The sequence below is a fragment of the Methylosinus sp. PW1 genome (genome assembly GCF_000745215.1).
Taxonomy (GTDB): Bacteria; Pseudomonadota; Alphaproteobacteria; order Rhizobiales; family Beijerinckiaceae; genus Methylosinus.
Map to the genome: position 1 here is coordinate 67985 of NZ_JQNK01000006.1, position 26686 is coordinate 94670.

Consider the following 26686-nt stretch of genomic DNA (forward strand, 5'->3'; position numbering starts at 1 on the left):
GTATCCGGCCTCGGGGCGAGCCCCCGGCCAAGATGGAGATACGCGCGTTCCGGTCCTCATAAAAGTCTCGGCGTCGAACGCCGTTTTTTGAACCAGGTTTCCAGAACGCCGTTCGACTATCAGTCAGGCCATCTTTCGATCCACCACCCGCAAACATCGTCGGACGATCAGCAGCACATGCGCCGAACGACCAGTCTCACGCCGCCAGGATCGCCTCCTTGTCGGCAAATGTTTCTCCACGCCGCAGCACCGCCCAGGAGATCCGCGCCAGCTTGTTGGCAAAGGCGACGACCGCGACATTCTGATGCACGCGGGCGAGCAGCGTCGTCAGCCACCGCCCGAGCGACGTGTCGCGTTTGGCGACATGGGGGAGCGCCGCCCGCGCGCCATGGATGAGTTGCCTGCGCAAATATCGGTTGCCCCGCTTGCTGATCCCGAGCAGTTTCGGCTTGCCCCCCGTCGTCGCCTGACGGGGGACCAGGCCGAGCCAGGCCGCAAGATCGCGACCATGCTCGAACGTCTCGGCCTTTCCGATCGCCGCCAACAAGGCCGAAGCGATCAGGGCGCCGACGCCCGGTATTGTCGCCAGTCGCCGGGCGTCCTCGTTCTCTTTGGCGAAAGCCGTGAACTCCGCGTCGAAGGCGGCGATGCGCTTGTCCAGCTCGCGCCATTGCGTGCGAGCGTCGTCGACGAGCCTGTACATCCGGTCGCTCAAAGTGTGTCGGCCCCCTTCGTCCAGCATGACGGCGAGATAATCCGCGAGATGACGTTTACCCTTGGGAACGACGATTCCGCGCTCCAGAAGGATCGCCCGCAGTTGGTTGATCAGCGCCGTCCGTTCGCCGACCAGTCGGTCGCGAGACCGATGCAACGTCTGGATGTCGAGCTGATCCTGCGTTTTCAGTTCCACAAAGCGCATGGTCGGCCGCGTCGCCGCCTCGGCGATCCCTTCAGCGTCGCGATCGTCGTTCTTCTGCGCTTTCACATAGGGGCGAACATATTCGGGCGACATCAGCCGAACCTCGTGGCCATGAGCCGCGAAGACCCGCCCCAGATGATGAGCGCCGCAGCACGCTTCCATCGCGACGACACAGGCCGGCAGCTTCGCTGCCAAGCCGATCAGCGTCTCCCGCGTCGCCCGCCGCCGCATGACCACCGTCCCGGCCGCGTCGAAGCCAACGAGACTGCAAATATTCTTGCCGATGTCGATCCCGAGCACGGAAACCTTCGTCTTCATGACCAATCCCTCCGTTCTATCGCCGGCGAGCCTACTACGCCGGAAGGAGGGGCGGGCCATTCCATAAAAATTGCTCTGTTGCTGGGGCTCCCGATCGTGAACGACGAGGACTCCTGATGGACGCCGTAGCGGCGCTGGCGCCACGCCGTGGCCTGATCGCTGCGGCCTGCGCAGCGCTGGGCCTTTCGCGCGCCAGCCTGCACCGTCGCGAGGCTGCCCGTAAACAGCCGCCGGCCGTCGCGAGGGCGCGTCCGAAACCATTGCGCGCCCTGACCGACACCGAGCGACAGCATATTCTCGAGATGCTGCGCGGGCCGCGCTTCGTCGATCTCGCGCCTGCCGAAATCTACGCCTGCCTGCTCGACGAGGGCGTCTATCTGTGCTCGATCCGAACCATGTATCGCATCCTCGCCGAGCACGGCGAGGTCCGCGAGCGACGGCGGCAATTGCGCCATCCCGCCTATCAAAAGCCCGAGCTTCTTGCGACCGGACCCAATCAGGTCTGGTCCTGGGACATTACGAAGCTGATGGGGCCGGTCAAATGGACCTACTTCTACCTCTATGTGATCCTCGATATCTTCAGCCGTCGCGTGGTCGGCTGGCACATCGCCGACGCGGAAACCGCCGCGCTGTTCAAACCTCTGTTCAACGACGCTGTCGAAAAGCACGGCGTGGAGCCCGGCCAGCTCACTCTGCATGCCGATCGCGGCGGACCGATGAAAGCCAAGGCCACGGCCCTGCTGCTCGCCGATCTCGGCGTCACCAAATCGCATAGCCGACCCTATACATCGAACGACAATCCATTCTCCGAAAGCTGTTTCAAGACACTGAAATACCAGCCGCAGTTCCCAAAGCGCTTCGGCTGCGTCGAGGACGCGAAGACATTCGTTCGCCACTTCTTCACTTGGTACAATCGCGATCATCACCACGCTGGCATCGGATTGATGACTCCGGATCAGGTTCATTTCGGCCAGGCCGAAGAAATCTATGACGCTCGCCAGAAAATCCTCGATCGCGCTTTCAACGCCAACCCCGAACGCTTCGTCAGAATGCCGCCGAGCCCGCCCCGAAAGCCAACCGCCGCCTGGATCAATCCGCCGCTCAAAACACAAGAAACCCAAGCTTAAATTCTAAATCCCGCTGTCTCAAAATCGTTGACACGCTCCGGCGCTCATTGCGCAGATCGTCACCATGATGCGCCGCGCGCCGGGAGCGCTCAATGTCATCGCGGCGTCTCGGCGGCGTCACGTCGGTTCGTTCCGAACATGGAAATCAGCTTGCTTTGCCGGCCGGTGTCGATGTCGACGGTGACGCTCATCCCGGCGCGCAGCATCGAGACGTTCTGACCGGGGTCGAAGACGATGCGCAACGGCACGCGCTGTACCACCTTCACCCAATTCCCGCTCGCATTCTGCGGCGGCAGGATGGCGAATTGCGCTCCGGTGCCTGGGCCAATGGATTCGACGGTGCCGCGGAACGCATGGCCGGGGAAAGTGTCGACCTGGATGTCGACCTTCTGGCCGACCCGCAGGTTAGTAACATCGGTCTCCTTCGGATTGGCGTCGACCCATGACGACTCCTGGTCGACCACACTGAACACCGGCGTGCCGGCGATAACGAAGCGCCCGAGCTGGATGTTGTCGACCTGGCTCGCGGTTCCGGAAATTGGGGCTCTAATCACGGCATGATCGAGGTCGCGTTGCGCTTGATCGACGGCCGCTTTGGCCTGTCGATAGGCCGGGAAGTCGTCGATCGGCAGGCTGGTGTTTCCTTGCAACTGGTTCAATGTGATGGTGAGCTGCTGGCGAACTAGCTCGAGTTCCCGGTCTTATGTAGCAGCCGCCACTGGCTTCCTCTACTGGCGCGGATTTTGAGGCTCTATGCTGTCGGCTCATCATTGATTGAGCATGGGAACGGCGATGAGCACGAGGGAAATTATCTCGGCCTTGCGAGACAAGAGATCGGAGCTCGCCGACACCATCGCCCAGCTGGAGCGTCAAGTCGATCGACAGCGCGCCGATCTCGGGCATATCGACGCCACGATACGGCTGTTCGACCCCAGCATCGAAGACGAGGAGACCCGATCGACCGCGCCACGCGCGCACAACAACTGGTTCCGTCCGGGCGAATGCCGCCGGCGCATCTATGACGTTCTGCGTGAAGTCACGGAGGCGATGACCACGCGCGATGTCGTCGCAGGAGTCATGAAGGCGAAGGGTCTACGGGAAGACGACGCTCGCACGCGTGAGTTGGTTCACAAGACCGTTCTCTGCTCGTTGAACCGGGCGAAGGATACGATCGAACGCAGCGAGGCGGCCGGGACCACGATGTGGCGCGTGATTTAGCCAGCCGTCGCCCGCTGCCAATAGCCGCAAAAGTCGATCGATGGTCCAAGGCCCATCGCCAATCCGATGACGCCTTCCGCTTGGTCGCCATTGCCGATGCGGCGGTGATCTTCGCGCCATGCCGCTTCCTGCGCGTATCTGGCGAAATAGATTCCGGCGATATGGTGATGATGCCCGAGCTCGCCGCGGCGCATCCGTGAAAAGAACGACTCGGCGCCATTGGTGCAGGCGTCGTCGATGCTGTATCCCTCCTGATGATTGATCCGTTTCATCGAGAATTTGGCGTGCAGCGAATTCCAGGCCGGGCTCTCGTCGGCGTGAACCACGGTTCCCTTGGCGACCCGGCTGCGAATGAAAGAGGTTGCCGCGTCCTCGGACGGGAACACGGACGGCAAGGTGCGCCCGTCGCGTTCTCGCACCACGACGACGACTTTGCGTTTCCCCGATTGGTTCTCGGCGAGGCGACGATCGACACGGTCGGCCGCCAGATTCTCCGGGCGGACATGACCGCCGAAATAGGCGCCGTCGATCTCGGCGACTTTTCCCTCGCCGCCGATTTTCAGGCCGCGCAGGCTGGCGGCCATGGCTTCGCGGAGCTTGTGCGCCAGCACGAAGGCCGTCTTATATTGAACGCCGAGATCTCGGGACAGGGCGAGCATGCTCTTGCCCTTCACCTCGTTGCAGAACAAGACGATCGACAAGAGATAGGTTTTCAGTGGCAGCTTATGCGACGAGAACAGCGTGCCCGAGGTCAGAGAAAAGTCGCTGCCGCAGGCCTGGCATCGCCAGCGCAGATGAGCGCCGCGCCGACAGTCATAGCAGGCCGTGCAGCCGCAGTTCGGACATACGGGCTTGCCATCGGTCGTCGGCCAGCGCAGCCGCGCGAAAACATTCGCGGCGCCTCGGTCGGACATACGCATGACCTTGCCGATGCTGAGAGATCGCGCAGCGGCTGACAGGAGGAAATGCTGAGCCATGGCGCCTTCGCCAGATAGAACATAACAAGAACACTCTCGGCGAGATCGCGACCGATGTCAAGCGACGGTGGCGGTTGCTACATAAGACCGTTTCTTCACGGACGGTCTCCCTCTTTGTGGCGCTCCTGCGACCACGCCTTGGCACTATGATGCCGTTGAGGTGAGGCCGTCCACATCATCATTATTGCACGCCCGAGACGATCGACTTCTGCCGCGCCAATGGCCTCGACTTCATCTTCGGCGTCGCCCCGACGACGACGCTGAGATCGCATATCCTCGGCCTCGAAGCCAGAACCAAGGCCGCGTTCGAGGCGACGCCTTCGGCCGGCAAGGCGCGGCGCTACAAGGAATTCCTCGACGGCGCACAGAGCTGGAGCCGCGTCGAGCGCATCATCGCACGAACCGAAGCAGGGCCCGACGGCGTCGACACGCGCTTCGTCGTCACCAATCTCGAAGCCCGCAATGCCCGCCGTCTCTATGAAGATGTCTATTGCCGACGCGGCCAAGCCGAGAACCATATCAAATCCTGGAAGACGCATCTTTGCGCCGACCGAACCTCATGCATGAAGGCGACAGCCAATCAGCTTCGCCTGTTCCTGCACGCCGGAGCCTATTGGATCATGTGGGGCTTGCGCATGGCGGCGCCCAAGCGCTCGGCTTGGCGGACGGCTCAGTTCGACACTCTGCGTCTACGTCTCGTGAAAATCGCCGCGCGTGTCGTCGAGATGAAGACCGCCATCAAAATCCATCTGCCGACGAGCTGTCCCGACCAGCGATTCCTTCGCATCGCGCTCGCGCGCATTCCGCGCCTCGCGACATGACCGGCGGGGCGAGCGCCCCCGAAATCCGAACCCTTTTCCGTCCACCCGCAAGCCTTCGCCTTTCGAAACTCCGGCCCGCCGCCAGAGTCGCTGGTGCTGCGCGCGCGTCATCTGGAACCAAAAAATGTTCCACTTCACCGCGAAAGCCGGTCAAGCGCTGCATAATCGCGGTTAGGCTTATGGGTCGGAGATCGAGAAGTTCAGCGAGCTCGTTCTGCCTCAATCCTTCGGATCGTTCGAGCCGGGACAAAACGGCCCATTTTGCCCTGTTCATCCCGAATCGACGCGCCTCTTGGTCCGCGTAGGTTCGCAGTAGGCGCGCCGCGTCGCTGATCGCGAATGCGAGCTCTCGCTCTCGGCCGTCGGTCGGCAAAATTGGTCTCCTCTCGAGGCGAAAGATAAGGAACCTTATAATACGTAGCAATCCAATTCGACCGAGGCGCACGCTCCTTCGCGCGCCTATGCCTGAGACCGTCTCAAACTTGGAGGCCAAACTCCGATCACGCTGTGTCGCACGTCGGCGTCGCTCCGTATGCTCTCAGAAAGCAGTCGATACCAGCATCGAGCGTCGCTTCGGCCTCTGCTTCGCTCGGCGGCTCGAGGCCGAGCGCGATCCGAAGAGGCAAATCCGCCAAGACGAGATGAAGCAGTTGCGCGGCGACGATATTCGCGTCGGCGAAAGTGAGAAGCCCTTTTTGCTTGGCCTCCTCGAAGACGGAAATGAGGACGCCGAACACAGCCAGCTGATTGCTCTCGAACACCAGACGGCAGAGTCCGGGAAAACGCCAGCGTTCGCTGCACACGGCCTGGAAGAACGCAGTGGAATCCTTCCCGAACCAGCACCTCACGAGCTCCCTCCCCAGTGCTCGCAACGCGGGCGCAAGGCCGAGGTCGAGATCGGGCGCGGCGCAGCGAAGCGTTCTCGTTCGAAATTCGATCTCGACCAGATCGGCGAAGAGCGTTTCCTTGCTCGGGAAATACGCGTAGAGCGTCGCTTTCGACACGCCCGCGGAACGCGCAATCGCGTCCATGCTGGTCTTTGAGAAGCCCTGTTCCAGAAATTGCGCTCGCGCCGCCGTGAGAATGCCTTCCTTGCGCAGGGAGGAGCGCTTCTCCATCGCTTCGCTCTCCGTGACGACAGCCTGCAGTCTCGCGTTCATCGCAATCCCTCCCCGTGTGGGCGACGCTCTCCCCTTCTGTGCCGCCGACCTCCGCTCCTTGCGGCCCTACCCGCGCAACGGCTGGGCCCTCGCGGCCCCGCGCGTGTCTTCCGTCGGCGGTGTTTCGTCGAGCGCGTCTTGTGGCGGCGCCTGGTCGGTAGGCGGTGGATCGATCACAGGGTTCGTAACGACGACGAGTCCCAGCGTCTTCCCGACAGACCTCTCGGTGCGCGAGAGAGGGAAGGTCACCACATCCGTCAAAGTGGCGCATAGCGGAGCGCTGCGGCGGCGCGAACGGGGTAGTTCGCAGGGCCGCCCTCGGCCAACGAGAAGAGATTGCGTGTTCGAAATTCCTCCGCCAAGCTTATTGATCCCTGCGCTGGAACCAGCGCTTCAGCGGCAGCAGTCAAAGTAAGTCTCCCTCGCATAAAATCATTGGCTTGTATCAAAGTCTATAATCTCGGTAGTTACAATAGATTTATTTTATGTTCTCGATAGCGTTTGTGTAAGAACGTTCTCGATCTACGCTCTCGAATGGAACATAACGAGCGCCCCAAAGGCTGTCTAACATGAAAAACTGAAGATCCGGCCGAGACTACACGCCAAGACGTTGGCGCTTGAATTTACCTGTAGTTGCAATGTCGATATTCCCTCGCCGATTGAGAGGCTCCGTCGCCGAAGGGTCAGATAACAAGAGTCATCAATGTGAACCGGCGAGGGCTCTCGACGCCGATCGGCATCCTAACTGTTGAAATTTTGCGCTCCGCGGGGGGCAAAACCGAGCGCTTGTATGCACCGTGGCGCTGATCTTCGCTCGCACGTCCTTCAGCCCGACCTCGACGACTCCGGACGCGGTTTCTTTCGCCGGTGGCCACTGTGATATCGCCGCCCGCGGCGCGGGCTCGATGATCAAAGGCAAACAATGCAGCAGATGCAATGGACTCGGCGCGGCGCGCATTCTCTCTTGCGGACCCGCACCAAGACGCTCGATGGAACTCTACGATCAACCTTCGAGCGTTGGTATCCGGGGCTAGCAAACGAAAACGTGGATCTAGCGATTCATGCTGAGGCGGCATGCTTCCTCATGCTCCCGAGACTCGCCCCGCCATCGCGGGGGTCGGGGCGAATCTCCCGGACGGCCCGTGGCGAAAACGAAGCGTCACTGAAAGCTCAGGCCGCGACCGCCTGATCAATAACGGGAGGCTGTCGATATTGGCGCGACATCAGCCGCGCCTCGACCTCCGCCGAAAAGGTCGAAAATTTCCCGGTCATCGATCCAAGCTCGCGTCCCTCCTGCTGGAAAGTGATTTTTCCGCAAACACTCACCGAAGCGACGCCGCCGAGCACGCGCTCGAGCGCCTCCGCCTCGACCAGCGCGCGGATCTCGACGCCGATCTTCGCCCAGCGCGCGAAATTCATTTCGACCTTTTGGATCACGAAACGATTTTCGATCGGAACATTGTAATAGAGGTGGCTGATGGCCTTCAGCAGCTGCCGGCTCGCATCGAGGAAAGACGTCCCGGAAACATGATTCGCTATGGCCGGATTGTCGTAGAGATAAGGATGCCGTCCATCAAACAGCAGCGGCGACTCGAATGTATCCGCGCCGATCCGCAGGACCGAATGAACAAAGAGATTCGTCTCGTCGATCACATGCGCGGCGCCTCTGGTGATCGCAAGAAATTCCGGCTTCGCCTGAATAGTGTTCATAACGTGCTTCCTCGAATGAATGGAGCGCCCGAGCGCATTTTCTGAGAACCGCTGCAGACTAGTGGCACGCGGTTCGGACGGCTGTGGCGTTTCCCACAAATCCGACTCTGGGCACACCATCTTTCGGCGATGGAGAGGCTCCGCGCTTCGATCATCCCGGTCGCCGACGTAAACTTTCGCGGCCAGTCGACGCACGAATTCGCAATCGCACGGGCGGCGTTTCGAGGTCGGACCGTCCAATCGGCGCCGATACCGGTAAGCGAGAGCGCCAAAGCTTCTCCACGTCGCGAAAATCGACGTCAGAAAGCGCTCTGCCCACTGGCGACCCGGTGGAAGGGCGGGAACAGCCTATCGGTGGCTTCGCAGCGTTTTGTGAACAACAAACCAATTTGTTTTCATCCGAAACTTTCGACTGGTCCGGAGTTCGCTCGTCCCATTGCGCGCTCTTTTAGAGGCCGTAGAGCGGGAAGTTCGTCCGGCCGGTGAGTTCGCGCGCGGCGCCGAGCGCGGTCAGCCGATCGAACAGCCGCCGCGCGGCGCGATCTGTTGCAAGGCTTCGGCGCGGCGAGCGAGCTCGGCGGCGAGCGCCTCTGCCCATTCGAGATCGCCCGGCCGCGGCCGCCGTCCCTGCGTTCCATGGCGCAGCGACGGATCGACGATTCCGATCATGACGAGCGGCAGCGGCGCGTCCCAGTTCAGCCGCCGAGCGAGCGGAGGACGAGATCGGCGCCCCAGGCAGCGAGGATGTCGCCGCCGCGCGCCGGCGCCCGACTCGAGAGGCGGGACTCGTCGCAAGGGATACGAACGAGGCGCAGGAAGATGCAAAACAACATCGCCGCGCCGGCCAACGACAACGGAGCCGCAGCGGCAACCTCGGGACGCAAAGCGGCAGGCGTTGGCCCGCAGGGGCCTCGCCTCGCTGCTGCGGCCACTCTACGATCTCATTCGCGATCATGTCGCGTGCATGGCGATGAGACGACGTGCGCGACGACAAGCCCTTCGGCGGCGCCGATACGCTTCCTCTATCAGCGTGCTGAGATCGCCTTGACAGCTGCATCGGAGCTATTGTCTATTAAGTCGATCGAGTTTATGTGATTAAAGGCTTGCCAATGCTCCGTTCAAAGTCCGGCGTCGCCCCCAAATTGCGGCCCTGTTTCATGTCCAGCGCGTCGAGCCTCGCCTATATGGTTACGGCCGCCGTCGCCTTGTCGACCTCGCTCGGCGCGTCTCGCGCCGAAGACTCCCAGGCTCCGACTGCAGTGAACGTCCAGGTCGGTGATGTCATCGTCCCCGGCGAGGACGATGACCGGGGCGAAACCTCGCGTCCCGTCACGGAGGCGCAGAAAAAGCCGCAGTCGGTCATCGTCGTCGATCCCAAGAGCATCGAGCGCCAAAACGTCAACCGCCTCGACGAATTGCAGCAGCTCGTCCCGAACTACCGCATAAATCAAGCGAGCACGGCGGTCAGCAATCGCGCGACATTGCGATGGCTCGGCACCGGAACTGGGGCATGGGGCGCAGAATCTCCGACCGGCTATATCGTCGACAATGTATTTTGGAAGTATCGGAACTTTCAGTGGATGGACCCGTTCGACGTTAGGTCCTTCGAAGTGGCCTATGGCCCGCAGGGCACCGCGGGCGGCAAGAACACGCCGGTCGGTGCCGTCATCATTCGCAATCAGCTACCGTCTTTCACCCGGCAGGCGATGACCGAGACCAATTTCGCCAATTACAGCCGCATCATCGAGAAAGCCACCGTCACCGGACCGATCATCGACGACAAACTCGCCTATCGCGTGAGCTTCTTTCTCGACAAGGGCGATGGCTGGATCCGTGATCAGGTGAGTGGCGCCGGCTATAAGAACACCGACCGCTGGGGCGTGCGTGCGCAATTGTTCTATGTGGGCGACGACTTCTCCGACCGTCTCATTTTCAATTACAATAAGACCACCGAATATAATGGCTACACAACCGCACCTTTCGCAGATTCTTTCCTCGTCTACGCCAACGGCACGCGGCCGAGCGCGACCTGGGGCCAGAATGTCGTGAATCGCCTTGGAAGGCCGCTATTATCATTCGATCCCTACAAGCCGTCCATCGTACGGATGGGCGTCGATCCGGTAAGAACCATCACGGCTTCGAACGAGCTCAACGTGAGCGTCGGCGAGAATATTTTCACCTCGATTTCCGCCTACGGATTCTCCCGCGATGAGCAGCGGTATTTCGACGACACCCAATTGCTCGACCTGTGGCGCACCGGCATGAACACACATGTCGGGCAAGGGTCGCAGGAATTCAGGCTCACCTCGCCCAAGGATCGCGAACTCGAATGGAGCACGGGCGTCTATCTCTTCTACGAAGATTTGGGCAACGATATGCACCATACGCAATTCGGCGTCGACGCCGCGAAATGGCTGAACCGACCGGCCGCGGTGCCGGGCGTCGAGGACTGGTGGTATACCAAGAATCGGGATATTCAATTCGCCGCCTATGGACAGGCGAGCTGGCATTACGACGAGCAGCTCGCGATCACTTTGGGCTTGCGCAACAGCTACCAGATCCGCGGGGGATCGGTGTGGCATCTCAACCGCTATCATCCGACACTGTCGATCCTCGATCAGGACCAAGCGGTCATCGTAGCGGGGGGCTATGGCGGCCTCCAAGACAGGGGCTACACTTCAAATTATCAAAACAACCTGACGGCGATACTCAATCCGCAATATCAGTGGAACGAAAATGTCCTTCTTTACGGACTCCTGGGCCGAGCCGAGAAGGCGGCCGCCGTCAACATCGCTAATGCTCTTTACCAACTCAATCCACAAACCGGGCTGCGAGAATTTTTGCGCTTTCCGACGCCGTTCGTGAAGCCCGAGATCTCATGGGACTATGAGCTGGGCGTCAAGTCGAACTGGCTCGACAATCACCTGTTTTTCAATGCCAATTTCTATTGGAACGATTTTTACAATTTCCAGACCAACATCGTCGACTCCTCGAGCGTCGATGCGCTCGGCGCGCCTGTCAGCGTGTCTCTACTCGGCAATGCCCAACATGCCCGCTTGCGCGGAATCGAGCTCGACGGGCGCTGGAGCCCGATTGAGAGACTGTGGATCAATTTCAATGCCGCCTTCTCGGACGCCCGCTGGGTGTCCTTCCCCGACGCGCCGCCGCCGGCGGATTGGAGTTGGTCCGGCGGCGCCGTCGCAGCACCTAGAACGCTATCGCTTTCCAACACGCGTTGGCAGAGCGTCCCACTCTGGACCTTCAATATCGGCGTGAATTACGAGCAACCGCTGGGGCGCGTGTTCAGCAACCTCGATCGCTTCGCCAGCTTCGGCGAGCGGTTCGACCAGCCGATAACGGCGTTCGGCTATGTCAACGTCAACTGGCAGGACAAGACGCAGCTGACCAATCCCTGGTCCATCCTGCAATACTGGCAGGGAAGTTTTGCGATCGTGAACGCGGGCGTCGGCATTCGCACCGACGACAATCGATATAGCCTCACCTTCTGGGCCAAGAACATCGGAGACGAGCGGCCCTTTTCGTCATGGGACCCGGGAAACGCCAGCAATCCGGCGAAAGTCGGCTTGGCGCGCTGGCCGGCGACCTTCGGCGGCTCGTTCCGCGTGAAGCTCTTGTGAGCACAGGGGTCGCGTGCTCCTGATCTGAGGCGCGATCACCGCAGGATTCGCAACATCGTCGAGCAGTTGCTCGCATCCGCGTGGATGGGCGAGAATACCGCTCGCTGCTCGCTTCGAGGAGCCGCCCGTCCGCCACCGAGCGCAGGCGGTTCACGAAATCCATGACGACAGCCGCTTGAAATCGGCCCGTGCGGCGGCAGCGCGCCAGATTCGAGTTTACGTGACATCGCCCATCGCTCGGCACGACGTCGATGCTGTGACAGGCGTTTCGCGACAATGGCGTCGAGCTGAGCGCGCCGGCGAAGATAAGCCGCACATAGGCGATCATGCTGCGTCTTGAGACACGATGTCGTCAGTTTCGATTGCGGAAGCAACCGTCATGAAAAGAGCATGGATTTCGTACGCTCGCTCGTTAATGCGCTTCGATGCTTCTGGCCCGACGGCAACCCGCCCGCGCTTTTTTCCATCGGCGGTGCGGCTGGTAAGGACGCGCATATTGGTTCCGCCAATCTCAATAATCTTGTCGAAAATCACGACGTGCTGCCACGGAACCTCGATGCAACGCCAGTCATGCGGAATCGTCCCGTTGGCGCGCATCGCTCCTGTGGTCACTTTTTCTGACACGGAAAGGAGAAACGGATCAGGATCTCGCATGTAGCCGCAACTCCATGTTGCAGGGTGAGACGCTGAACACTGCCTCGAATCATTGCCTGAATTTGTATTGGCAGGGCTAGCGCCAAATTCCGGCGAAACCGTGCATGTTGCAGGGTGGTGAGGATTTCCGAGAGGGTCTCGGCGCATACTGCGCCAAGCTCAGCGCCTCCTCCAATCGGGATCGCGCGGCCGCGACCGCCGCCCCTGCGTCCCGCGGCGCAGCGCCGGATCGACGGCGGCGATCATGGCGAGCGGCAGCGGCGCGTCCCAATTCAGCCGTTGGGCGAGGACGATATTCGGCGCCCCGTGCGGCGAGGATGTCGCCACCGCGCGCCGAAGCGGCCTCCGCAAGCGTCGCGTCGCCCTGCCAATCCGACGCGGGCCCTCCGTGCCAACGATGTTGAGACAAACACCCCGCGGGAGTTTACCCTTGAGGGCCGAGGTCGAAACATCCCATGGTTATGCGCCCTATCATTGATGGAAAGACTCTTGCGGCGTCTGGCGTCGAAGCTGAGGAAGGCCGGAGGCCGACGATTGTTTCGACGCCAGACGCCGCGTCGCCGGAACTCGTCCTTCGCCCGCGTCGGCGCACGTTTACGGCCAAAGACAAATTGCGCATCCTCGATGAAGCGGATCGCGCGGCTGGGGTTCCAGGAGGCATCGGGGCGATCATACGCCGCGAGGGGCTCTATTCATCGGCCCTGACGGACTGGCGTCGCCAACGCGCCGCCGGGGCCTTTGAAGCGCTGAGCCCTGTCAAGCGCGGCCCCAAGGTCGTAGAGCCCAATCCGTTGGCGGCCGAACATGCGCAATTGCAGCGCGAGAACCGCCTCCTGACAAAACGCTTGGAACGCGCCGAGGCGATCATCGAAATCCAAAAACGTATGGCCCGCCCCGTCTGCAAGCAGTTTTATCGAGAGCGCCTTCTGATGGGTCTGCGTCAACGTATCCGGCCTCGGGGCGAGCCCCCGGCCAAGATGGAGATACGCGCGTTCCGGTCCTCATAAAAGTCTCGGCGTCGAACGCCGTTTTTTGAACCAGGTTTCCAGAACGCCGTTCGACTATCAGTCAGGCCATCTTTCGATCCACCACCCGCAAACATCGTCGGACGATCAGCAGCACATGCGCCGAACGACCAGTCTCACGCCGCCAGGATCGCCTCCTTGTCGGCAAATGTTTCTCCACGCCGCAGCACCGCCCAGGAGATCCGCGCCAGCTTGTTGGCAAAGGCGACGACCGCGACATTCTGATGCACGCGGGCGAGCAGCGTCGTCAGCCACCGCCCGAGCGACGTGTCGCGTTTGGCGACATGGGGGAGCGCCGCCCGCGCGCCATGGATGAGTTGCCTGCGCAAATATCGGTTGCCCCGCTTGCTGATCCCGAGCAGTTTCGGCTTGCCCCCCGTCGTCGCCTGACGGGGGACCAGGCCGAGCCAGGCCGCAAGATCGCGACCATGCTCGAACGTCTCGGCCTTTCCGATCGCCGCCAACAAGGCCGAAGCGATCAGGGCGCCGACGCCCGGTATTGTCGCCAGTCGCCGGGCGTCCTCGTTCTCTTTGGCGAAAGCCGTGAACTCCGCGTCGAAGGCGGCGATGCGCTTGTCCAGCTCGCGCCATTGCGTGCGAGCGTCGTCGACGAGCCTGTACATCCGGTCGCTCAAAGTGTGTCGGCCCCCTTCGTCCAGCATGACGGCGAGATAATCCGCGAGATGACGTTTACCCTTGGGAACGACGATTCCGCGCTCCAGAAGGATCGCCCGCAGTTGGTTGATCAGCGCCGTCCGTTCGCCGACCAGTCGGTCGCGAGACCGATGCAACGTCTGGATGTCGAGCTGATCCTGCGTTTTCAGTTCCACAAAGCGCATGGTCGGCCGCGTCGCCGCCTCGGCGATCCCTTCAGCGTCGCGATCGTCGTTCTTCTGCGCTTTCACATAGGGGCGAACATATTCGGGCGACATCAGCCGAACCTCGTGGCCATGAGCCGCGAAGACCCGCCCCAGATGATGAGCGCCGCAGCACGCTTCCATCGCGACGACACAGGCCGGCAGCTTCGCTGCCAAGCCGATCAGCGTCTCCCGCGTCGCCCGCCGCCGCATGACCACCGTCCCGGCCGCGTCGAAGCCAACGAGACTGCAAATATTCTTGCCGATGTCGATCCCGAGCACGGAAACCTTCGTCTTCATGACCAATCCCTCCGTTCTATCGCCGGCGAGCCTACTACGCCGGAAGGAGGGGCGGGCCATTCCATAAAAATTGCTCTGTTGCTGGGGCTCCCGATCGTGAACGACGAGGACTCCTGATGGACGCCGTAGCGGCGCTGGCGCCACGCCGTGGCCTGATCGCTGCGGCCTGCGCAGCGCTGGGCCTTTCGCGCGCCAGCCTGCACCGTCGCGAGGCTGCCCGTAAACAGCCGCCGGCCGTCGCGAGGGCGCGTCCGAAACCATTGCGCGCCCTGACCGACACCGAGCGACAGCATATTCTCGAGATGCTGCGCGGGCCGCGCTTCGTCGATCTCGCGCCTGCCGAAATCTACGCCTGCCTGCTCGACGAGGGCGTCTATCTGTGCTCGATCCGAACCATGTATCGCATCCTCGCCGAGCACGGCGAGGTCCGCGAGCGACGGCGGCAATTGCGCCATCCCGCCTATCAAAAGCCCGAGCTTCTTGCGACCGGACCCAATCAGGTCTGGTCCTGGGACATTACGAAGCTGATGGGGCCGGTCAAATGGACCTACTTCTACCTCTATGTGATCCTCGATATCTTCAGCCGTCGCGTGGTCGGCTGGCACATCGCCGACGCGGAAACCGCCGCGCTGTTCAAACCTCTGTTCAACGACGCTGTCGAAAAGCACGGCGTGGAGCCCGGCCAGCTCACTCTGCATGCCGATCGCGGCGGACCGATGAAAGCCAAGGCCACGGCCCTGCTGCTCGCCGATCTCGGCGTCACCAAATCGCATAGCCGACCCTATACATCGAACGACAATCCATTCTCCGAAAGCTGTTTCAAGACACTGAAATACCAGCCGCAGTTCCCAAAGCGCTTCGGCTGCGTCGAGGACGCGAAGACATTCGTTCGCCACTTTCTTCACTTGGTACAATCGCGATCATCACCACGCTGGCATCGGATTGATGACTCCGGATCAGGTTCATTTCGGCCAGGCCGAAGAAATCTATGACGCTCGCCAGAAAATCCTCGATCGCGCTTTCAACGCCAACCCCGAACGCTTCGTCAGAATGCCGCCGAGCCCGCCCCGAAAGCCAACCGCCGCCTGGATCAATCCGCCGCTCAAAACACAAGAAACCCAAGCTTAAATTCTAAATCCCGCTGTCTCAAAATCGTTGACACGCTCCGGGGCAGCTCCAGCAGCGCGGCGGCCGGTGGTGAGCGCGGCGCCATCGAGGCTCGGGCGGCGCGCCAGGTCACGCCACACGGCGAGCACGCGGCCGCCCAGCGTCGACGCTCCGGCGCCGGGCGCGGCGAGGCAGACAGCGTCGCGGAAAGCTTCATTCTTGCGGGAGCCTGCGGTGATCGGCGCGGCGACGGCGGCGCGCCCGCAAAGCGCGGCTGGGTACGCAGCGTCTGATCGAGGAGCGCGAGGCCGACGCCGGCCGAGAAGGACGCGCCGCCGGGCGCGGCCTGTGCCCAACGCGGAAAAGCTATGTCATCAACTTGTTAGGTGACATCTCAGACGCCGCCGACGCGTTGCGCGCGGGTTTTGCCGCAGCGGCGGGATTCGGATCGGCGCATGTCGAATGGCAACCTATGCCAGCGCTTTGTCCCATCAATTCGCATGAAAAGCGCCGCGCTTGTTAGCTGATGTCCATGTCCGATAATGTGCGCTTATCGGACATGCCGCAGATTTCCCGGCAATGCGGGCGTGTCGTTCGCATTCATTGGGTGGACAGCCCGCAAAAATCGAATTCAGGCGTCGGAATTTTCGCCGGTTCATCGGACTCGCTTTGCTCCGGTTTAGTGGACAGGCGCACGCAAGCGTTTGAAAACCGCAGATATCGGGGTGGTTCGATCGCGATCGAAGGCTCCGAAGTCAGTCCAGCGAATGACCGCAAAAAGTCCACTGATCTAACGCGAGTCCACCGATCCAGCGCGATGCCGAAATGAGAGAAATCAGATGGTTGGCTGTCCACTCAATGAACGCGAACGACAGCGCTTGTCGCTCTGGTTCAATGACCGGACAGCGTTCCCAGCTGTCGTTTTTTTCGTCCGGCGCTCCGGCTCAATTGGCGGACTCGCCCGCAGAGGCTTCGCGCACGCGGTCGCGCGCCTCGCACATGAACCGCGCCAAATTCATTGTGTTTGCGGCTGCTCGTCGCGCATGCCTTCCTGGCGCGCGGCCAAGTCCTTCCCATCACCGCGCCGCGGGAATCCAGCCAGCTGCGCAGAGAGAGCCGGCCAGCGCCTGCACCTTCTTGAAATCACACCAATAAGGCGCCGAGAGTGAGCTTGTTCGCCAATTGACCCTGAACATTCCGCTCGATAAGCCGGAGTAGCCGTCCCACATCACCGGTTATATATTGTAATTACAATGAGATAGTGTCCCATGAGCGAGATCGTGCAAACAAACCGGCACATTCACGTCGAGCGCCGCGATCCGCCAATTGGGCCTGAATTATCCGCTCAATAAGCCGGAGTCCGTTCAATAAGCCTGAGAAAACTCCCCGTATTTTCAACGTTGCCCGGTCCGCCAAATAGGCCGGACCGACAGCGCTCGTCCGGTCTTATGTAGCAGCCGCCACTGGCTTCCTCTACTGGCGCGGATTTTGAGGCTCTATGCTGTCGGCTCATCATTGATTGAGCATGGGAACGGCGATGAGCACGAGGGAAATTATCTCGGCCTTGCGAGACAAGAGATCGGAGCTCGCCGACACCATCGCCCAGCTGGAGCGTCAAGTCGATCGACAGCGCGCCGATCTCGGGCATATCGACGCCACGATACGGCTGTTCGACCCCAGCATCGAAGACGAGGAGACCCGATCGACCGCGCCACGCGCGCACAACAACTGGTTCCGTCCGGGCGAATGCCGCCGGCGCATCTATGACGTTCTGCGTGAAGTCACGGAGGCGATGACCACGCGCGATGTCGTCGCAGGAGTCATGAAGGCGAAGGGTCTACGGGAAGACGACGCTCGCACGCGTGAGTTGGTTCACAAGACCGTTCTCTGCTCGTTGAACCGGGCGAAGGATACGATCGAACGCAGCGAGGCGGCCGGGACCACGATGTGGCGCGTGATTTAGCCAGCCGTCGCCCGCTGCCAATAGCCGCAAAAGTCGATCGATGGTCCAAGGCCCATCGCCAATCCGATGACGCCTTCCGCTTGGTCGCCATTGCCGATGCGGCGGTGATCTTCGCGCCATGCCGCTTCCTGCGCGTATCTGGCGAAATAGATTCCGGCGATATGGTGATGATGCCCGAGCTCGCCGCGGCGCATCCGTGAAAAGAACGACTCGGCGCCATTGGTGCAGGCGTCGTCGATGCTGTATCCCTCCTGATGATTGATCCGTTTCATCGAGAATTTGGCGTGCAGCGAATTCCAGGCCGGGCTCTCGTCGGCGTGAACCACGGTTCCCTTGGCGACCCGGCTGCGAATGAAAGAGGTTGCCGCGTCCTCGGACGGGAACACGGACGGCAAGGTGCGCCCGTCGCGTTCTCGCACCACGACGACGACTTTGCGTTTCCCCGATTGGTTCTCGGCGAGGCGACGATCGACACGGTCGGCCGCCAGATTCTCCGGGCGGACATGACCGCCGAAATAGGCGCCGTCGATCTCGGCGACTTTTCCCTCGCCGCCGATTTTCAGGCCGCGCAGGCTGGCGGCCATGGCTTCGCGGAGCTTGTGCGCCAGCACGAAGGCCGTCTTATATTGAACGCCGAGATCTCGGGACAGGGCGAGCATGCTCTTGCCCTTCACCTCGTTGCAGAACAAGACGATCGACAAGAGATAGGTTTTCAGTGGCAGCTTATGCGACGAGAACAGCGTGCCCGAGGTCAGAGAAAAGTCGCTGCCGCAGGCCTGGCATCGCCAGCGCAGATGAGCGCCGCGCCGACAGTCATAGCAGGCCGTGCAGCCGCAGTTCGGACATACGGGCTTGCCATCGGTCGTCGGCCAGCGCAGCCGCGCGAAAACATTCGCGGCGCCTCGGTCGGACATACGCATGACCTTGCCGATGCTGAGAGATCGCGCAGCGGCTGACAGGAGGAAATGCTGAGCCATGGCGCCTTCGCCAGATAGAACATAACAAGAACACTCTCGGCGAGATCGCGACCGATGTCAAGCGACGGTGGCGGTTGCTACATAAGACCGCGCTCGTCGCTCGCGGTCCATCGTTGCACAACCCCCGAAAATCGAATTCAGGCGTCGGAATTTGCGCTGGTTGATTGGACCGGCTTCGCGCCGGTTTGGTAGACTGCCCCGCTCTCGGGCGCGGCGCCCGATTCCACGAGCAGCCGCGCGGCCAGCGTAGCGTCCATCAGGCGCGCCAGGCCCGCGCCGCGGCGGTCCAATCGGGATGCGTGAGGATTTGCCGCGTCGCAGCGGCGCAATCCCTTCGACGGCCCGTTCTCGGCGTTCCCAGGGATCGCCTCCGAAGCATAACGGAGACGCCCTCGCGCCTCGCCATCCGAAAAAGCGCCTCCACGTCAACCCGTCCTCTTTCGTTCGCGCGCCGCCTTCCCAGCCTTGCCGCGCAACAGGGCCATCAGCACCGGCCCGAGTGAGAACTCCCCTGCCCTCGCCTTTTCGGTCAGGACGCGGAGATAACCACCGGCGCTCTTGATCTCATCTCCACGTTGCAGGATAGCGGCGATGACGATGGAGGCGTCATGCTCACCCAAGACGTCCAAAGCTTGCGACCAAGCGTCTGGCGAAACACCGAGCGCCGAGCGCACCGTCGCCCCCGCCGCCGCAAGGTCTCGCCATGAGCAAATTTCGCCGCCCTTGCCGTAATCGACGATGTCTGGGCAGGCCTCCAGCACCATGCCGAGAGGATAGGTTCGAAGCGGCGGTTTGGGATCGACAGTCCGACATCGTTCCGACGACGTTCCTGGCGTACAAGCGATCGGCTCCTCGCCCTCTTCGACCTTTGGCTCAGACGGATTGGCCCTGCCTTTTTGAAGGCTAGGTTCAAGATCAGAAAAGTTTGTAGTTTGATTCTGTATGTGGCGCTCAGTTTGAGACTCATTGCCGCTCATATTTTGAGCTTTTACATGCTTTTCCAGCGACTTGTGGATTTCGGTCGCCAGCGTGCCCAGCTCGCCCGCCAGAGCCTCCAAATTGGTGCGTGTAAGCCCTCGCCCATAGCGCCCCGAGAGCGCCGCGTAGCGCTGATGCGCGTCCTCCCAGTCGGCCGAAACGCCCTCCTCCAATCCAGTCTCGATCATTTTGACGATGTCCCGGCGAGTGAGCGTGATCTTTTCCCGTAGCAGCGCGATCGCGCGGTTCTCGGCCCGCACCTCCTCGGCGAGGTTCTCGATTTCGCTTGAGCGCGCCACCAGCGGCGCGAGGTCGAAGCCGAAAGCGTCCTGGATGGTTCCCCCCTGCCCTTTTCGGGCGAAACGTTTGCCGTTCGGGGAATCGCGACGGATGATCAGGCCGGCGTCGACAAGGCATGCGAGATGCCGCCGCAGCGTCGCCGGCGCCATGCCATGGGCGCGGATCGACAGCTCCTTGTTCGAGGGAAACACGACGATTCCGGCGCCGGCCGAGCCCGCCTTGACGGACATCGAATCGATCTCCGGCAGACTGAGCGCCGTCTCCTGGTGAAAGCTCAGCAGCGCGTGCAATACGGACAGCGCGCGCTCGGTGACGCCGAGCGGCTCTTTGGCTTCGGTGAGCGCCCGAAACAGTCGCCATTTGTGGACGACGGTTTCGGATGCGCCCGGCTTCGCGGCGAAATTTTCGGTCGCAGCCTGGCTCGCCACCATGGCGAGCGACAACGGCCGCCGCCCGAAGGGCGTCGTTGGACGTGTCTGCATCTTCCTTTGCCTCGTTCAGGCAAAAGAAATCCGCTCGCCGAAACGGCGCCGACTCTTGACAGCGATTCGCGGAAGTGGGATTCTCTGACTGCTAGATCTGAGAAGGGCTTCCGGGGCGTTTCGTTTCGGGGGCCTTTTTCTTTTGCTTTAGCTTTCCTTCATCGGGTCATTTTCGGGATTCTCAAGTTCGGCCTGCAGGGCCGATAAGCGGCGGAGGATCACCTCCGCGATCTCCGGGTGTTTGTGGCGATCGACCGACAGGATAATTTTTGCTTCGCTGACTGCTAGGCTTGCGAATGAGCGCCCGTCAGCCCGAGACCAAGTCTGCTTTCGGGGCGCAGACACTTTTTCGGTCGCGACCGCAAGAAGGAGCCGAAATCGCTCATCGGAAGACTTTGCCGCGGCAAACTTCTCTGGATTCGCGATGACGTTCCGGACTCGATCGAGCACGACAGTGCTATCGAGGCGATCCGCTAGCTGCGACCATGCGCGCCTACCCGTCGAAGGAGCTGGTCCAATCGCGTCAATGACGTCGCTGGGTAGTCGTTCGATGAGAGAGACCATAATCGAAAGGATGGTTTTGTGAACCGATAGAGCGCCACTTATCGTCTCGCGCGTAAATGAACGGCTCTCGAGAACGTAAGCAAATCGGCATTTCTCGATAAACGAGAGACCATTTCGCTCGACGTTTTCTTGACCCTGTGCAACGACAAGTTCGTCATCGCTCATCGACTTCACGACCGCGCGTACCGTTCGGCCTAAAATGCGAGCCGCAGCTATGCGTCGGTGGCCGTAAGCTGTTTCATACCGGCCGGCTTGAGTCGGGTGAGGGCGGACCAACACTGGGACTTGCTGGCCGTTTGACCGGATCGAGGCAAGAAAGCTGTCATCGAGATCCTCGGGAGAGTAACCGGCCATGCGGTCGCGCGCAAATGAAGGCTCAATGTCTTGTGGATTGAGCTCAATGACGGCGCAAGCGTCCCTGACCGAACGCTCCATTTCTTCCGCTCGCAGTGACTTTTGCCGAGCGTCGTTTAACACGCGGCCAAGAGACCCAACTGGGGAGGCGCTCGCGTTTAGTCGTTCCGTTGCGTCGGCTAATGGTCGGTCGGCCACCTTGACTTCCCGATCGTTTGCCGCGGCAAACTTGGACTGTCCGACGGCGGCGAAAATGTTCTTGCGGCTCATCCCTCGCGCCCCCACGCTCTGCGTATCAATGATTCAATCTCGGAGTTCACGAGGTTAACCGCCTCAAGCGCTCTGTCGTACGTTGCTCGGGTGAACTGGGCGCGCTCGACTTCGTATATCGTTTGATTTGTAAGGCCTGCGTCAGAGATCGCAGTACTTTTCAGTGTCGGATGATTGAGGACGTGATCTCCAAAAAGCGAGCGCAAGAAGCCGACCATCTGGTTTTGTGGTCCATCACTTGGTTCAAAGCGAGTAACGAGATAGCGCATCCAATCGTATCCGGCGGATTCGCCGCCGGGTGCAGACTGGGCGACCACCTCCAGTAAATCTCCGGTCATTTGCAGAAACTGATTCATGCTCGCGACGTCGAGCATTTGAGGGTGGATCGTGACCAAAACCGAGGTAGCCGCGGTGAGAGCGGACAATGTCAGGTAGCCGAGTTGTGGGGGGCAATCGATCACCACCACGTCGTATGCTGCCTGCACTTGAGCGAGCGCCTCCGCGGCCCGATCGAAAAATAGAGTTTGTCCCGCGTGGGAGATGAGCGCTCGCGGCGTCTCATGCTCGAACTCCATTAACTCAAGGTTCGCCGGCACGAGATGCAAATTCGGAATGTAAGTGGATCTTACGATCGCCGAAAGTGGGATCCTTTGCCCATCATATCTGATCGCGCCATACAGAGTTTCGTTCGTCGCCACGTCTAAATCGGGTTGGAGTCCGAAAAGCGAAGAGAGGCTCGCTTGTGGATCAAGATCAAGTGCGAGGACTCTATAGCCATTGAGGGCAAGATACTGTGCGAGATGAATGGCAGTGGTCGTCTTGCCTGAACCTCCTTTGAAGTTCATGACGGTAATGACCTGCAGGTGCTCGCCATCCACTCGATGTTGAAGGTAGCGACGATCAGCTCGGGGGCGTTTGGCAAGCGCATTCCTGATGTTATGCAAGTCGTCGACCGAGTATGTCCGACGCCCGTTTACGGCGACAGGAGACGCCGTCTCGCCTTTTGCGGCAATTTGACGGAGATACCCTTCATTTACGCCGAGCAGCCGGGCGGCTTCAGAAGGTTGAAGACGCCGGAAGGTTTTGGCCGCCGATGGAGGGAAGCTGGCGACTCGGTGATTGGCCAGCTCCTCGGATAGCTCGCGGGAGTGCCGTTGTATCAACGCTCTGAGCGTCGATGCTTGCTGCGCGGGGGCGATTGCATTCATGCCGATTCTGCGGAGTTTGTCGGATAATCGGGAAAAGTGCGTTACTCGCTTACGATCTTATGATTCGGCGTGCATTGGCAAGGGTCTTTCGAGCATTGATCGAGCAAGCCTGCCCAGCGGAAGTTTGCCGCGGCAAACTCCTGGCACCGGCCGTTTCACATGATGACGCTACTTGGATCGCCTCGCGCGGTCAGGCTGAACCGAGATGTCCCGCAGCACCTATGGCGGCGGCGATTCCAACCTCTATAGCTTCGCCTGGAACAATCCGAGGCGGTGGAATGATCCGAGCGGATTGTCGGCGACGGAATCCGGCATATTGTCCCAGGTGGCTCCTGTCGCGGCGGCCCCCGCAGTCGGTTGCGCGATTTCAACGAAATTGTCGGAGTTGGCTGCGTGGTTGAGTGGCGACGGGACCTACGAGGTGGTGGGGGTAAAAGCTGGACCCGGTCCATGTCTCGTTTCCCCGGTTTTGGCGTGTCGGCCAGGGGGTAGGGGAGGCGCAGGCGTGGGTTCGGGCGCGGGAGGTGGCCGCGGCCCGGGGCCGAATGACGATGATGACGGCGATCCATGCACGCCGTCATGGGAAAGCGAAAGCGGCTATTGCTTCGTGCTCTATCCGAAAGGCTCAAAGCGTGAAGAGCCGGGCCGGAGAGGCTGCCTGGAACGTTCGCGGGTCAGAGACTCGATTTGCCGCCGGACCGGAGCATGGCCGAGCAACAATGATCCGCCTTTCGGCCCGCCGAGGTGGAATGACCTGACCGATTGTCGCGATCTATGGGGACCGAGGCGATGGAACTGACTCGCTGGTTGGACCGATTCACGGAAACGGCCAACGCTCTGCGTGAGGCACTGGATAATTCGGGGACGAAGGAGGCAGCGATTTGTGCTGTTCTGGCCTGCATGGAAGCGACAGATCGCGAAGAGCTAGCTGCGGATATGCACGCGATCGCTGTATTCTATCCGGCGTTGCTTCGGAAGGAGACGAGTTCCTTTCTAAGCCTCGCATTCGATATTGCATCGGTCGCTCTGTTCATTGAGCAAGAAATGCCAAAAGTTATCGACGACATGTGTGTTGCGCTCGACGAAAGGCGCATTTCGGAGGCGTGGCAAAATTCAGTGTGGAGGAAGCCGGAATCGAAGCCAGCCTGCGTCTGAGCTGTAAGCCAGCCGATATGCCTATTACTTTCGATCATCAAGACGGAGCGGGCTGAGCATCGTAGCGGAAAAAGGGACGATCGAGCAGGCGACGGCCGGCGCGATCCTCGGCGACGGCATCGTGACGACGGCGGAAGGGATCACGGCGCTGACGACGGGAGCCGACGCCGCCTCGGCGGCGGCGCGCAGCGGCAGCGCGGTGCAGAAGATCGGCGCGCGCATCGCCTGCACCTTCTTCGTGCTGGCTGATGCGCTCTCCTTCGCCAACGATCCGTCGCTGGTCGGCGCCTATGATCTCGTGACCGACATGTCGTCCTGCGCGGTGAAGGCGGTGAAGAAACCGCGCCCGCCAACGCGAAAATCATCGCCGTCTCCCGGTTGCTCGATTTCGGGCTTCTCGTCCTTCGAGGCGGGGACGCCGATCGAGACGGCTCTCGGCCGCCGGCCGATCGAGGAGATAGCGATCGGCTATTTCGTCGCGGCGCGCGACGGATTCACCGGGGAGGTGGGCTGGCGTCCGGTGCGCGAGTTGTTCCGCCGCACGGCGCCCAGCATCGCGCATGCGACGCTCGACGGGCCAGATGGACGGCGCGAGACGCGGCATGTGACGAGCGAGCATCCGTTCTTCGTTGCGAGTAAGGGCTGGGTAGAGGTGCGTCGACTCGAACGAGGCGACCGAATCATCCCCGAGCGCGAATCCGACCGCGAAACCGTGCTCGCGGTGGCCGACGTCTCACTGGAACAGCGGCCGACGCTGGTCTATAATTTCGAGGTCGCACAGGACCATATTTATTTTGTCGGCGATGCTGGGGCTAAAGCGCATAATGCAACAATCTTCGACTGAAGAGGAATTAAAGATGTCATCTATCCGAACGACCATGCGCCTTCGCATTTGCACATCTACGGAGGCGGCTGCTCGACTCGCGTCGGGCAGAACGGCAAGCCAATCTCGAATGGTCCTTCGCCGACGAAGTCTCAGCAGGAAGCAATCGATATGTTTAAGAAGGTGATCAGGAAAGCGATCCGCGACGAAATGAGAAGGTATTAGCAGTGACCAGCGAGCACTCTCCAGATAACAAAATTGTCGATGTTTGGGTTTTTAATGGGAACTCAAGTCGATTTCCGTCAGCAATTTTTGTATCCAAAGACAAAGCGATGCAATGGGCTAGAGAGAAAAGCCTAGCTGGCACACTAACAAAATATCCAGTTGATATCCCACTATATGACTATGCTATCACGAACGGTTGGTTCAGACCAAAATCAGAAAAACATTTCTCATCTGAGTTTATAGGGAACTTCTCAAGCGCTTCTCAGGATCATATCCATGTTGGGCCAGAAGACCCTTCCTGCTGACGACCTACGCGGTCCGCACATCAATTGGGTGGGATTGGAGGTAAGCGCGCGCCAGCGGACGGTCGGGCCATATCGAAATCCTGTAAGGCGCATGCTTATACAGGAAAAGATGGATTACAAGTCGGGAAATGGCATGTCTTTTCCGGGTTTAATAACGTTGTCCGACTCCGAATCTTCGATATTGCGGCAACGCTTATTCGCGTCGCTGGGCGTAGATGGCCATAAGCCTGGCAAAGAAATCGGGGAATTATTTTTCCGTAATTTTAAAGAGATAGCAACTTCGATTCCAATAGGGGATGACGCACTCCTATATAACGCTGTTACCGATTTCTGCGGTTATGATCCGGTTGTTGTATTCATCAACTTCTATGAATTCGACGCCATCAATGTCATATCTCTTAAACAATTATCTCGCGTCCTAAATGACATTTGGCTTCCCGGCGCAGAGGATATCGACATTTTCGATGCGACGTTCTCGTGGGTCGTACAGGTAAATCACGAGGAAATTCTACTAGCGCTTCGGGCCGAGTGACCATCCATCGACCATACCGCCGATCCAGATTGGTGCAGAAGCGCTATTTGTTGCGCCTGAAACGCGACGAATTTTGTTGCGATCATTTGTACCGGGTAATCACCGACGGCTCCTTCCTCGTCTACGACGACGAAAAGCGGGAGTTTCTCGTATTGCGCCCCTATGCGGAGAGTGCCGACCAACTGGATTACTGTCCATGGTGCGCAAGTCGAATGCCCGCGTCACTGAGCGACGCTTGGTATGCGGCCGTTGAAAAAAGCATTCCGAACTTTGACGAATTCAGCACTCCTCGCGCACAAATCCCGCTGGCGTTCAGATCGAGTGCGTGGTGGAAAAAGCAAAAGTTGTAGCGTTACAGCGCGCCTCATCTCTCCTTTGAGGCGCAGAGCGGCCGGCTCGCCAGCCCCTCGTGCATTGGCTGACGCCGGCCGGTAATCCCCTCCTGAAATTCGACCACGCCTATGATCTGCGCGGCAATCTCTCCGCCCTCGCCGAGCTCTCGGGAGCCAAGACCTTCTCCTATGACGCCGTCGAGCGTCTGACCGGCGCGAATTTGGTGGCTCCGCCGAAGCAGATCGAGAGCTATTCCTACGATCCGGAAGGCAATCGCATCGCCTCGCACATTTCGGCGAGCTACGCCGTCGACAACGCCGACCGCGTGCTGCGCTCTCCTTCGCCAATGATCCCTCTCTGGTCGGCGCCTATGACCTCGTGACCGA

General features: G+C 60.5%; 23 protein-coding genes and 4 pseudogenes. 13 read left to right on the forward strand and 14 right to left on the reverse strand.

Annotated features, from left to right (window positions below; all coding sequences use genetic code 11):
• Positions 1-196: 196 nt before the first annotated feature.
• Entirely contained in the window at positions 197-1237 is a 1041-nt protein-coding gene (locus tag K369_RS04490) for an IS110 family transposase (RefSeq protein ID WP_036286117.1), read from the reverse strand.
• Between the two features lie 86 nt (positions 1238-1323).
• Between K369_RS04490 and K369_RS04495 the strand changes: the two are divergent.
• A pseudogene (locus tag K369_RS04495) lies at positions 1324-2364 on the forward strand (IS3 family transposase); the annotation flags it as partial.
• 95 nt (positions 2365-2459) lie between these two features.
• On the opposite strand, the gene K369_RS04500 reads toward K369_RS04495, so the two are convergent.
• The gene (locus K369_RS04500) at positions 2460-3023 is read right to left on the reverse strand and encodes an HlyD family efflux transporter periplasmic adaptor subunit (RefSeq protein WP_371033291.1); all 564 of its coding nucleotides are present in this window, start codon (positions 3021-3023) and stop codon (positions 2460-2462) included.
• A gap of 133 nt (positions 3024-3156) precedes the next feature.
• Between K369_RS04500 and K369_RS04505 the strand changes: the two genes are divergently transcribed.
• Positions 3157-3582 (forward strand): hypothetical protein, encoded by a 426-nt coding sequence (locus tag K369_RS04505; protein WP_198033024.1) that lies wholly within the window; start codon positions 3157-3159, stop codon positions 3580-3582.
• Here the strand turns inward: K369_RS04505 and K369_RS04510 are convergent.
• Positions 3579-4559, reverse strand: coding sequence for an IS1595 family transposase (locus K369_RS04510; protein WP_036288374.1), 981 nt, complete (start codon positions 4557-4559; stop codon positions 3579-3581). The genes K369_RS04505 and K369_RS04510 overlap by 4 nt on opposite strands.
• A 167-nt stretch (positions 4560-4726) precedes the next feature.
• Here K369_RS04510 and K369_RS25230 point away from each other — a divergent pair.
• Positions 4727-5380: pseudogene (locus K369_RS25230) on the forward strand (transposase); the annotation flags it as partial.
• A gap of 500 nt (positions 5381-5880) precedes the next feature.
• On the opposite strand, the gene K369_RS04520 reads toward K369_RS25230, so the two are convergent.
• The 4 genes from K369_RS04520 to K369_RS27530 all read right to left on the reverse strand — a co-directional run bounded on the left by K369_RS04520 (position 5881) and on the right by K369_RS27530 (position 8919).
• A complete protein-coding gene (locus tag K369_RS04520; protein ID WP_245278094.1) occupies positions 5881-6540 on the reverse strand; it encodes a TetR/AcrR family transcriptional regulator in 660 nt (219 codons plus the stop codon).
• A 1170-nt stretch (positions 6541-7710) separates the two neighbouring features.
• Positions 7711-8250: an AfsA-related hotdog domain-containing protein gene (locus K369_RS04535; protein ID WP_036288379.1), complete on the reverse strand. Its 540-nt coding sequence runs from the start codon at positions 8248-8250 to the stop codon at positions 7711-7713.
• Positions 8251-8698: 448 nt separating this feature from the next.
• Positions 8699-8776, reverse strand: coding sequence for a hypothetical protein (locus K369_RS28145; RefSeq protein WP_371033293.1), 78 nt, complete (start codon positions 8774-8776; stop codon positions 8699-8701).
• Positions 8761-8919 carry a hypothetical protein gene (locus tag K369_RS27530; RefSeq protein ID WP_245278095.1) on the reverse strand — a complete coding sequence of 53 codons (159 nt, stop codon included), beginning with the start codon at positions 8917-8919 and terminating at the stop codon, positions 8761-8763. The genes K369_RS28145 and K369_RS27530 overlap by 16 nt, the downstream gene beginning before the upstream one ends.
• A gap of 488 nt (positions 8920-9407) precedes the next feature.
• On the opposite strand from K369_RS27530, the gene K369_RS04540 reads away from it, so the two are divergent.
• Complete coding sequence (locus K369_RS04540) at positions 9408-11888, forward strand: TonB-dependent receptor (RefSeq protein WP_036288381.1); 2481 nt, start codon at positions 9408-9410, stop codon at positions 11886-11888.
• Between the two features lie 324 nt (positions 11889-12212).
• On the opposite strand, the gene K369_RS04545 is transcribed toward K369_RS04540, so the two are convergent.
• Together K369_RS04545 and K369_RS26090 are read right to left on the reverse strand one after the other, a co-directional pair.
• Complete coding sequence (locus K369_RS04545) at positions 12213-12542, reverse strand: hypothetical protein (protein WP_156967705.1); 330 nt, start codon at positions 12540-12542, stop codon at positions 12213-12215.
• A 159-nt stretch (positions 12543-12701) separates the two neighbouring features.
• Entirely contained in the window at positions 12702-12869 is a 168-nt protein-coding gene (locus tag K369_RS26090; RefSeq protein WP_198033025.1) for a DUF1403 family protein, read from the reverse strand.
• A gap of 134 nt (positions 12870-13003) precedes the next feature.
• Here K369_RS26090 and K369_RS25240 point away from each other — a divergent pair.
• Positions 13004-13465, forward strand: a pseudogene (locus K369_RS25240) (hypothetical protein); the annotation flags it as partial.
• A gap of 218 nt (positions 13466-13683) precedes the next feature.
• Here K369_RS25240 and K369_RS04555 read toward each other — a convergent pair.
• Complete coding sequence (locus tag K369_RS04555; RefSeq protein ID WP_036286117.1) at positions 13684-14724, reverse strand: IS110 family transposase; 1041 nt, start codon at positions 14722-14724, stop codon at positions 13684-13686.
• Between the two features lie 86 nt (positions 14725-14810).
• Here K369_RS04555 and K369_RS04560 point away from each other — a divergent pair.
• Both K369_RS04560 and K369_RS04565 read left to right on the forward strand, forming a co-directional pair.
• Positions 14811-15852, forward strand: a pseudogene (locus tag K369_RS04560) (IS3 family transposase); the annotation flags it as partial.
• 1516 nt (positions 15853-17368) lie between these two features.
• A complete protein-coding gene (locus tag K369_RS04565; protein ID WP_198033024.1) occupies positions 17369-17794 on the forward strand; it encodes a hypothetical protein in 426 nt (141 codons plus the stop codon).
• Here the strand turns inward: K369_RS04565 and K369_RS04570 are convergent.
• From K369_RS04570 to repA, 4 genes are all read right to left on the reverse strand, one after another.
• A complete protein-coding gene (locus tag K369_RS04570) occupies positions 17791-18771 on the reverse strand; it encodes an IS1595 family transposase (RefSeq protein ID WP_036288374.1) in 981 nt (326 codons plus the stop codon). The genes K369_RS04565 and K369_RS04570 overlap by 4 nt on opposite strands.
• Before the next feature lie 425 nt (positions 18772-19196).
• Positions 19197-20531, reverse strand: coding sequence for a plasmid replication protein RepC (gene repC / locus K369_RS04575; protein ID WP_084570477.1), 1335 nt, complete (start codon positions 20529-20531; stop codon positions 19197-19199).
• Positions 20532-20678: 147 nt separating this feature from the next.
• The gene (gene repB / locus K369_RS04580; protein WP_036288492.1) at positions 20679-21719 is read right to left on the reverse strand and encodes a plasmid partitioning protein RepB; all 1041 of its coding nucleotides are present in this window, start codon (positions 21717-21719) and stop codon (positions 20679-20681) included.
• Positions 21716-22927 (reverse strand): plasmid partitioning protein RepA, encoded by a 1212-nt coding sequence (repA, locus tag K369_RS04585; protein ID WP_084570479.1) that lies wholly within the window; start codon positions 22925-22927, stop codon positions 21716-21718. The genes repB and repA overlap by 4 nt, the downstream gene beginning before the upstream one ends.
• 789 nt (positions 22928-23716) lie before the next feature.
• Here repA and K369_RS04590 point away from each other — a divergent pair.
• The 6 genes from K369_RS04590 (at position 23717) to K369_RS04615 (ending at position 26682) form a co-directional block, all read left to right on the forward strand.
• Positions 23717-24082: a hypothetical protein gene (locus K369_RS04590; RefSeq protein WP_156967707.1), complete on the forward strand. Its 366-nt coding sequence runs from the start codon at positions 23717-23719 to the stop codon at positions 24080-24082.
• 121 nt (positions 24083-24203) lie between these two features.
• Positions 24204-24926 (forward strand): polymorphic toxin-type HINT domain-containing protein, encoded by a 723-nt coding sequence (locus K369_RS24460; protein WP_156967708.1) that lies wholly within the window; start codon positions 24204-24206, stop codon positions 24924-24926.
• A gap of 206 nt (positions 24927-25132) precedes the next feature.
• Positions 25133-25435, forward strand: coding sequence for a hypothetical protein (locus K369_RS25245; protein ID WP_198033026.1), 303 nt, complete (start codon positions 25133-25135; stop codon positions 25433-25435).
• On the forward strand, positions 25407-25967 hold the full coding sequence (locus tag K369_RS24465; RefSeq protein WP_156967709.1) for a hypothetical protein: 561 nt from the start codon (positions 25407-25409) through the stop codon (positions 25965-25967). Before K369_RS25245 ends, K369_RS24465 begins: the two co-directional genes overlap by 29 nt.
• A gap of 32 nt (positions 25968-25999) precedes the next feature.
• Entirely contained in the window at positions 26000-26317 is a 318-nt protein-coding gene (locus K369_RS04610; protein WP_156967710.1) for a hypothetical protein, read from the forward strand.
• Positions 26318-26376: 59 nt separating this feature from the next.
• Positions 26377-26682 (forward strand): hypothetical protein, encoded by a 306-nt coding sequence (locus tag K369_RS04615; protein ID WP_036288421.1) that lies wholly within the window; start codon positions 26377-26379, stop codon positions 26680-26682.
• The last annotated feature ends 4 nt before the right edge of the window (positions 26683-26686 follow it).

Bases quoted from the DNA above. Each gene is read 5' to 3' on its own strand.
- K369_RS04490 (WP_036286117.1), bottom strand. From the start codon at position 1,237: ATGAAGACGAAGGTTTCCGTGCTCGGGATCGACATCGGCAAGAATATT.
- K369_RS04505 (WP_198033024.1), top strand. From the start codon at position 3,157: ATGAGCACGAGGGAAATTATCTCGGCCTTGCGAGACAAGAGATCGGAG.
- K369_RS04510 (WP_036288374.1), bottom strand. From the start codon at position 4,559: ATGGCTCAGCATTTCCTCCTGTCAGCCGCTGCGCGATCTCTCAGCATC.
- K369_RS04520 (WP_245278094.1), bottom strand. From the start codon at position 6,540: ATGAACGCGAGACTGCAGGCTGTCGTCACGGAGAGCGAAGCGATGGAG.
- K369_RS04535 (WP_036288379.1), bottom strand. From the start codon at position 8,250: ATGAACACTATTCAGGCGAAGCCGGAATTTCTTGCGATCACCAGAGGC.
- K369_RS27530 (WP_245278095.1), bottom strand. From the start codon at position 8,919: ATGATCGGAATCGTCGATCCGTCGCTGCGCCATGGAACGCAGGGACGG.
- K369_RS04540 (WP_036288381.1), top strand. From the start codon at position 9,408: ATGTCCAGCGCGTCGAGCCTCGCCTATATGGTTACGGCCGCCGTCGCC.
- K369_RS04545 (WP_156967705.1), bottom strand. From the start codon at position 12,542: ATGCGAGATCCTGATCCGTTTCTCCTTTCCGTGTCAGAAAAAGTGACC.
- K369_RS04555 (WP_036286117.1), bottom strand. From the start codon at position 14,724: ATGAAGACGAAGGTTTCCGTGCTCGGGATCGACATCGGCAAGAATATT.
- K369_RS04565 (WP_198033024.1), top strand. From the start codon at position 17,369: ATGAGCACGAGGGAAATTATCTCGGCCTTGCGAGACAAGAGATCGGAG.
- K369_RS04570 (WP_036288374.1), bottom strand. From the start codon at position 18,771: ATGGCTCAGCATTTCCTCCTGTCAGCCGCTGCGCGATCTCTCAGCATC.
- repC (WP_084570477.1), bottom strand. From the start codon at position 20,531: ATGCAGACACGTCCAACGACGCCCTTCGGGCGGCGGCCGTTGTCGCTC.
- repB (WP_036288492.1), bottom strand. From the start codon at position 21,719: ATGAGCCGCAAGAACATTTTCGCCGCCGTCGGACAGTCCAAGTTTGCC.
- repA (WP_084570479.1), bottom strand. From the start codon at position 22,927: ATGAATGCAATCGCCCCCGCGCAGCAAGCATCGACGCTCAGAGCGTTG.
- K369_RS04590 (WP_156967707.1), top strand. From the start codon at position 23,717: ATGGAACTGACTCGCTGGTTGGACCGATTCACGGAAACGGCCAACGCT.
- K369_RS24465 (WP_156967709.1), top strand. From the start codon at position 25,407: ATGTTGGGCCAGAAGACCCTTCCTGCTGACGACCTACGCGGTCCGCAC.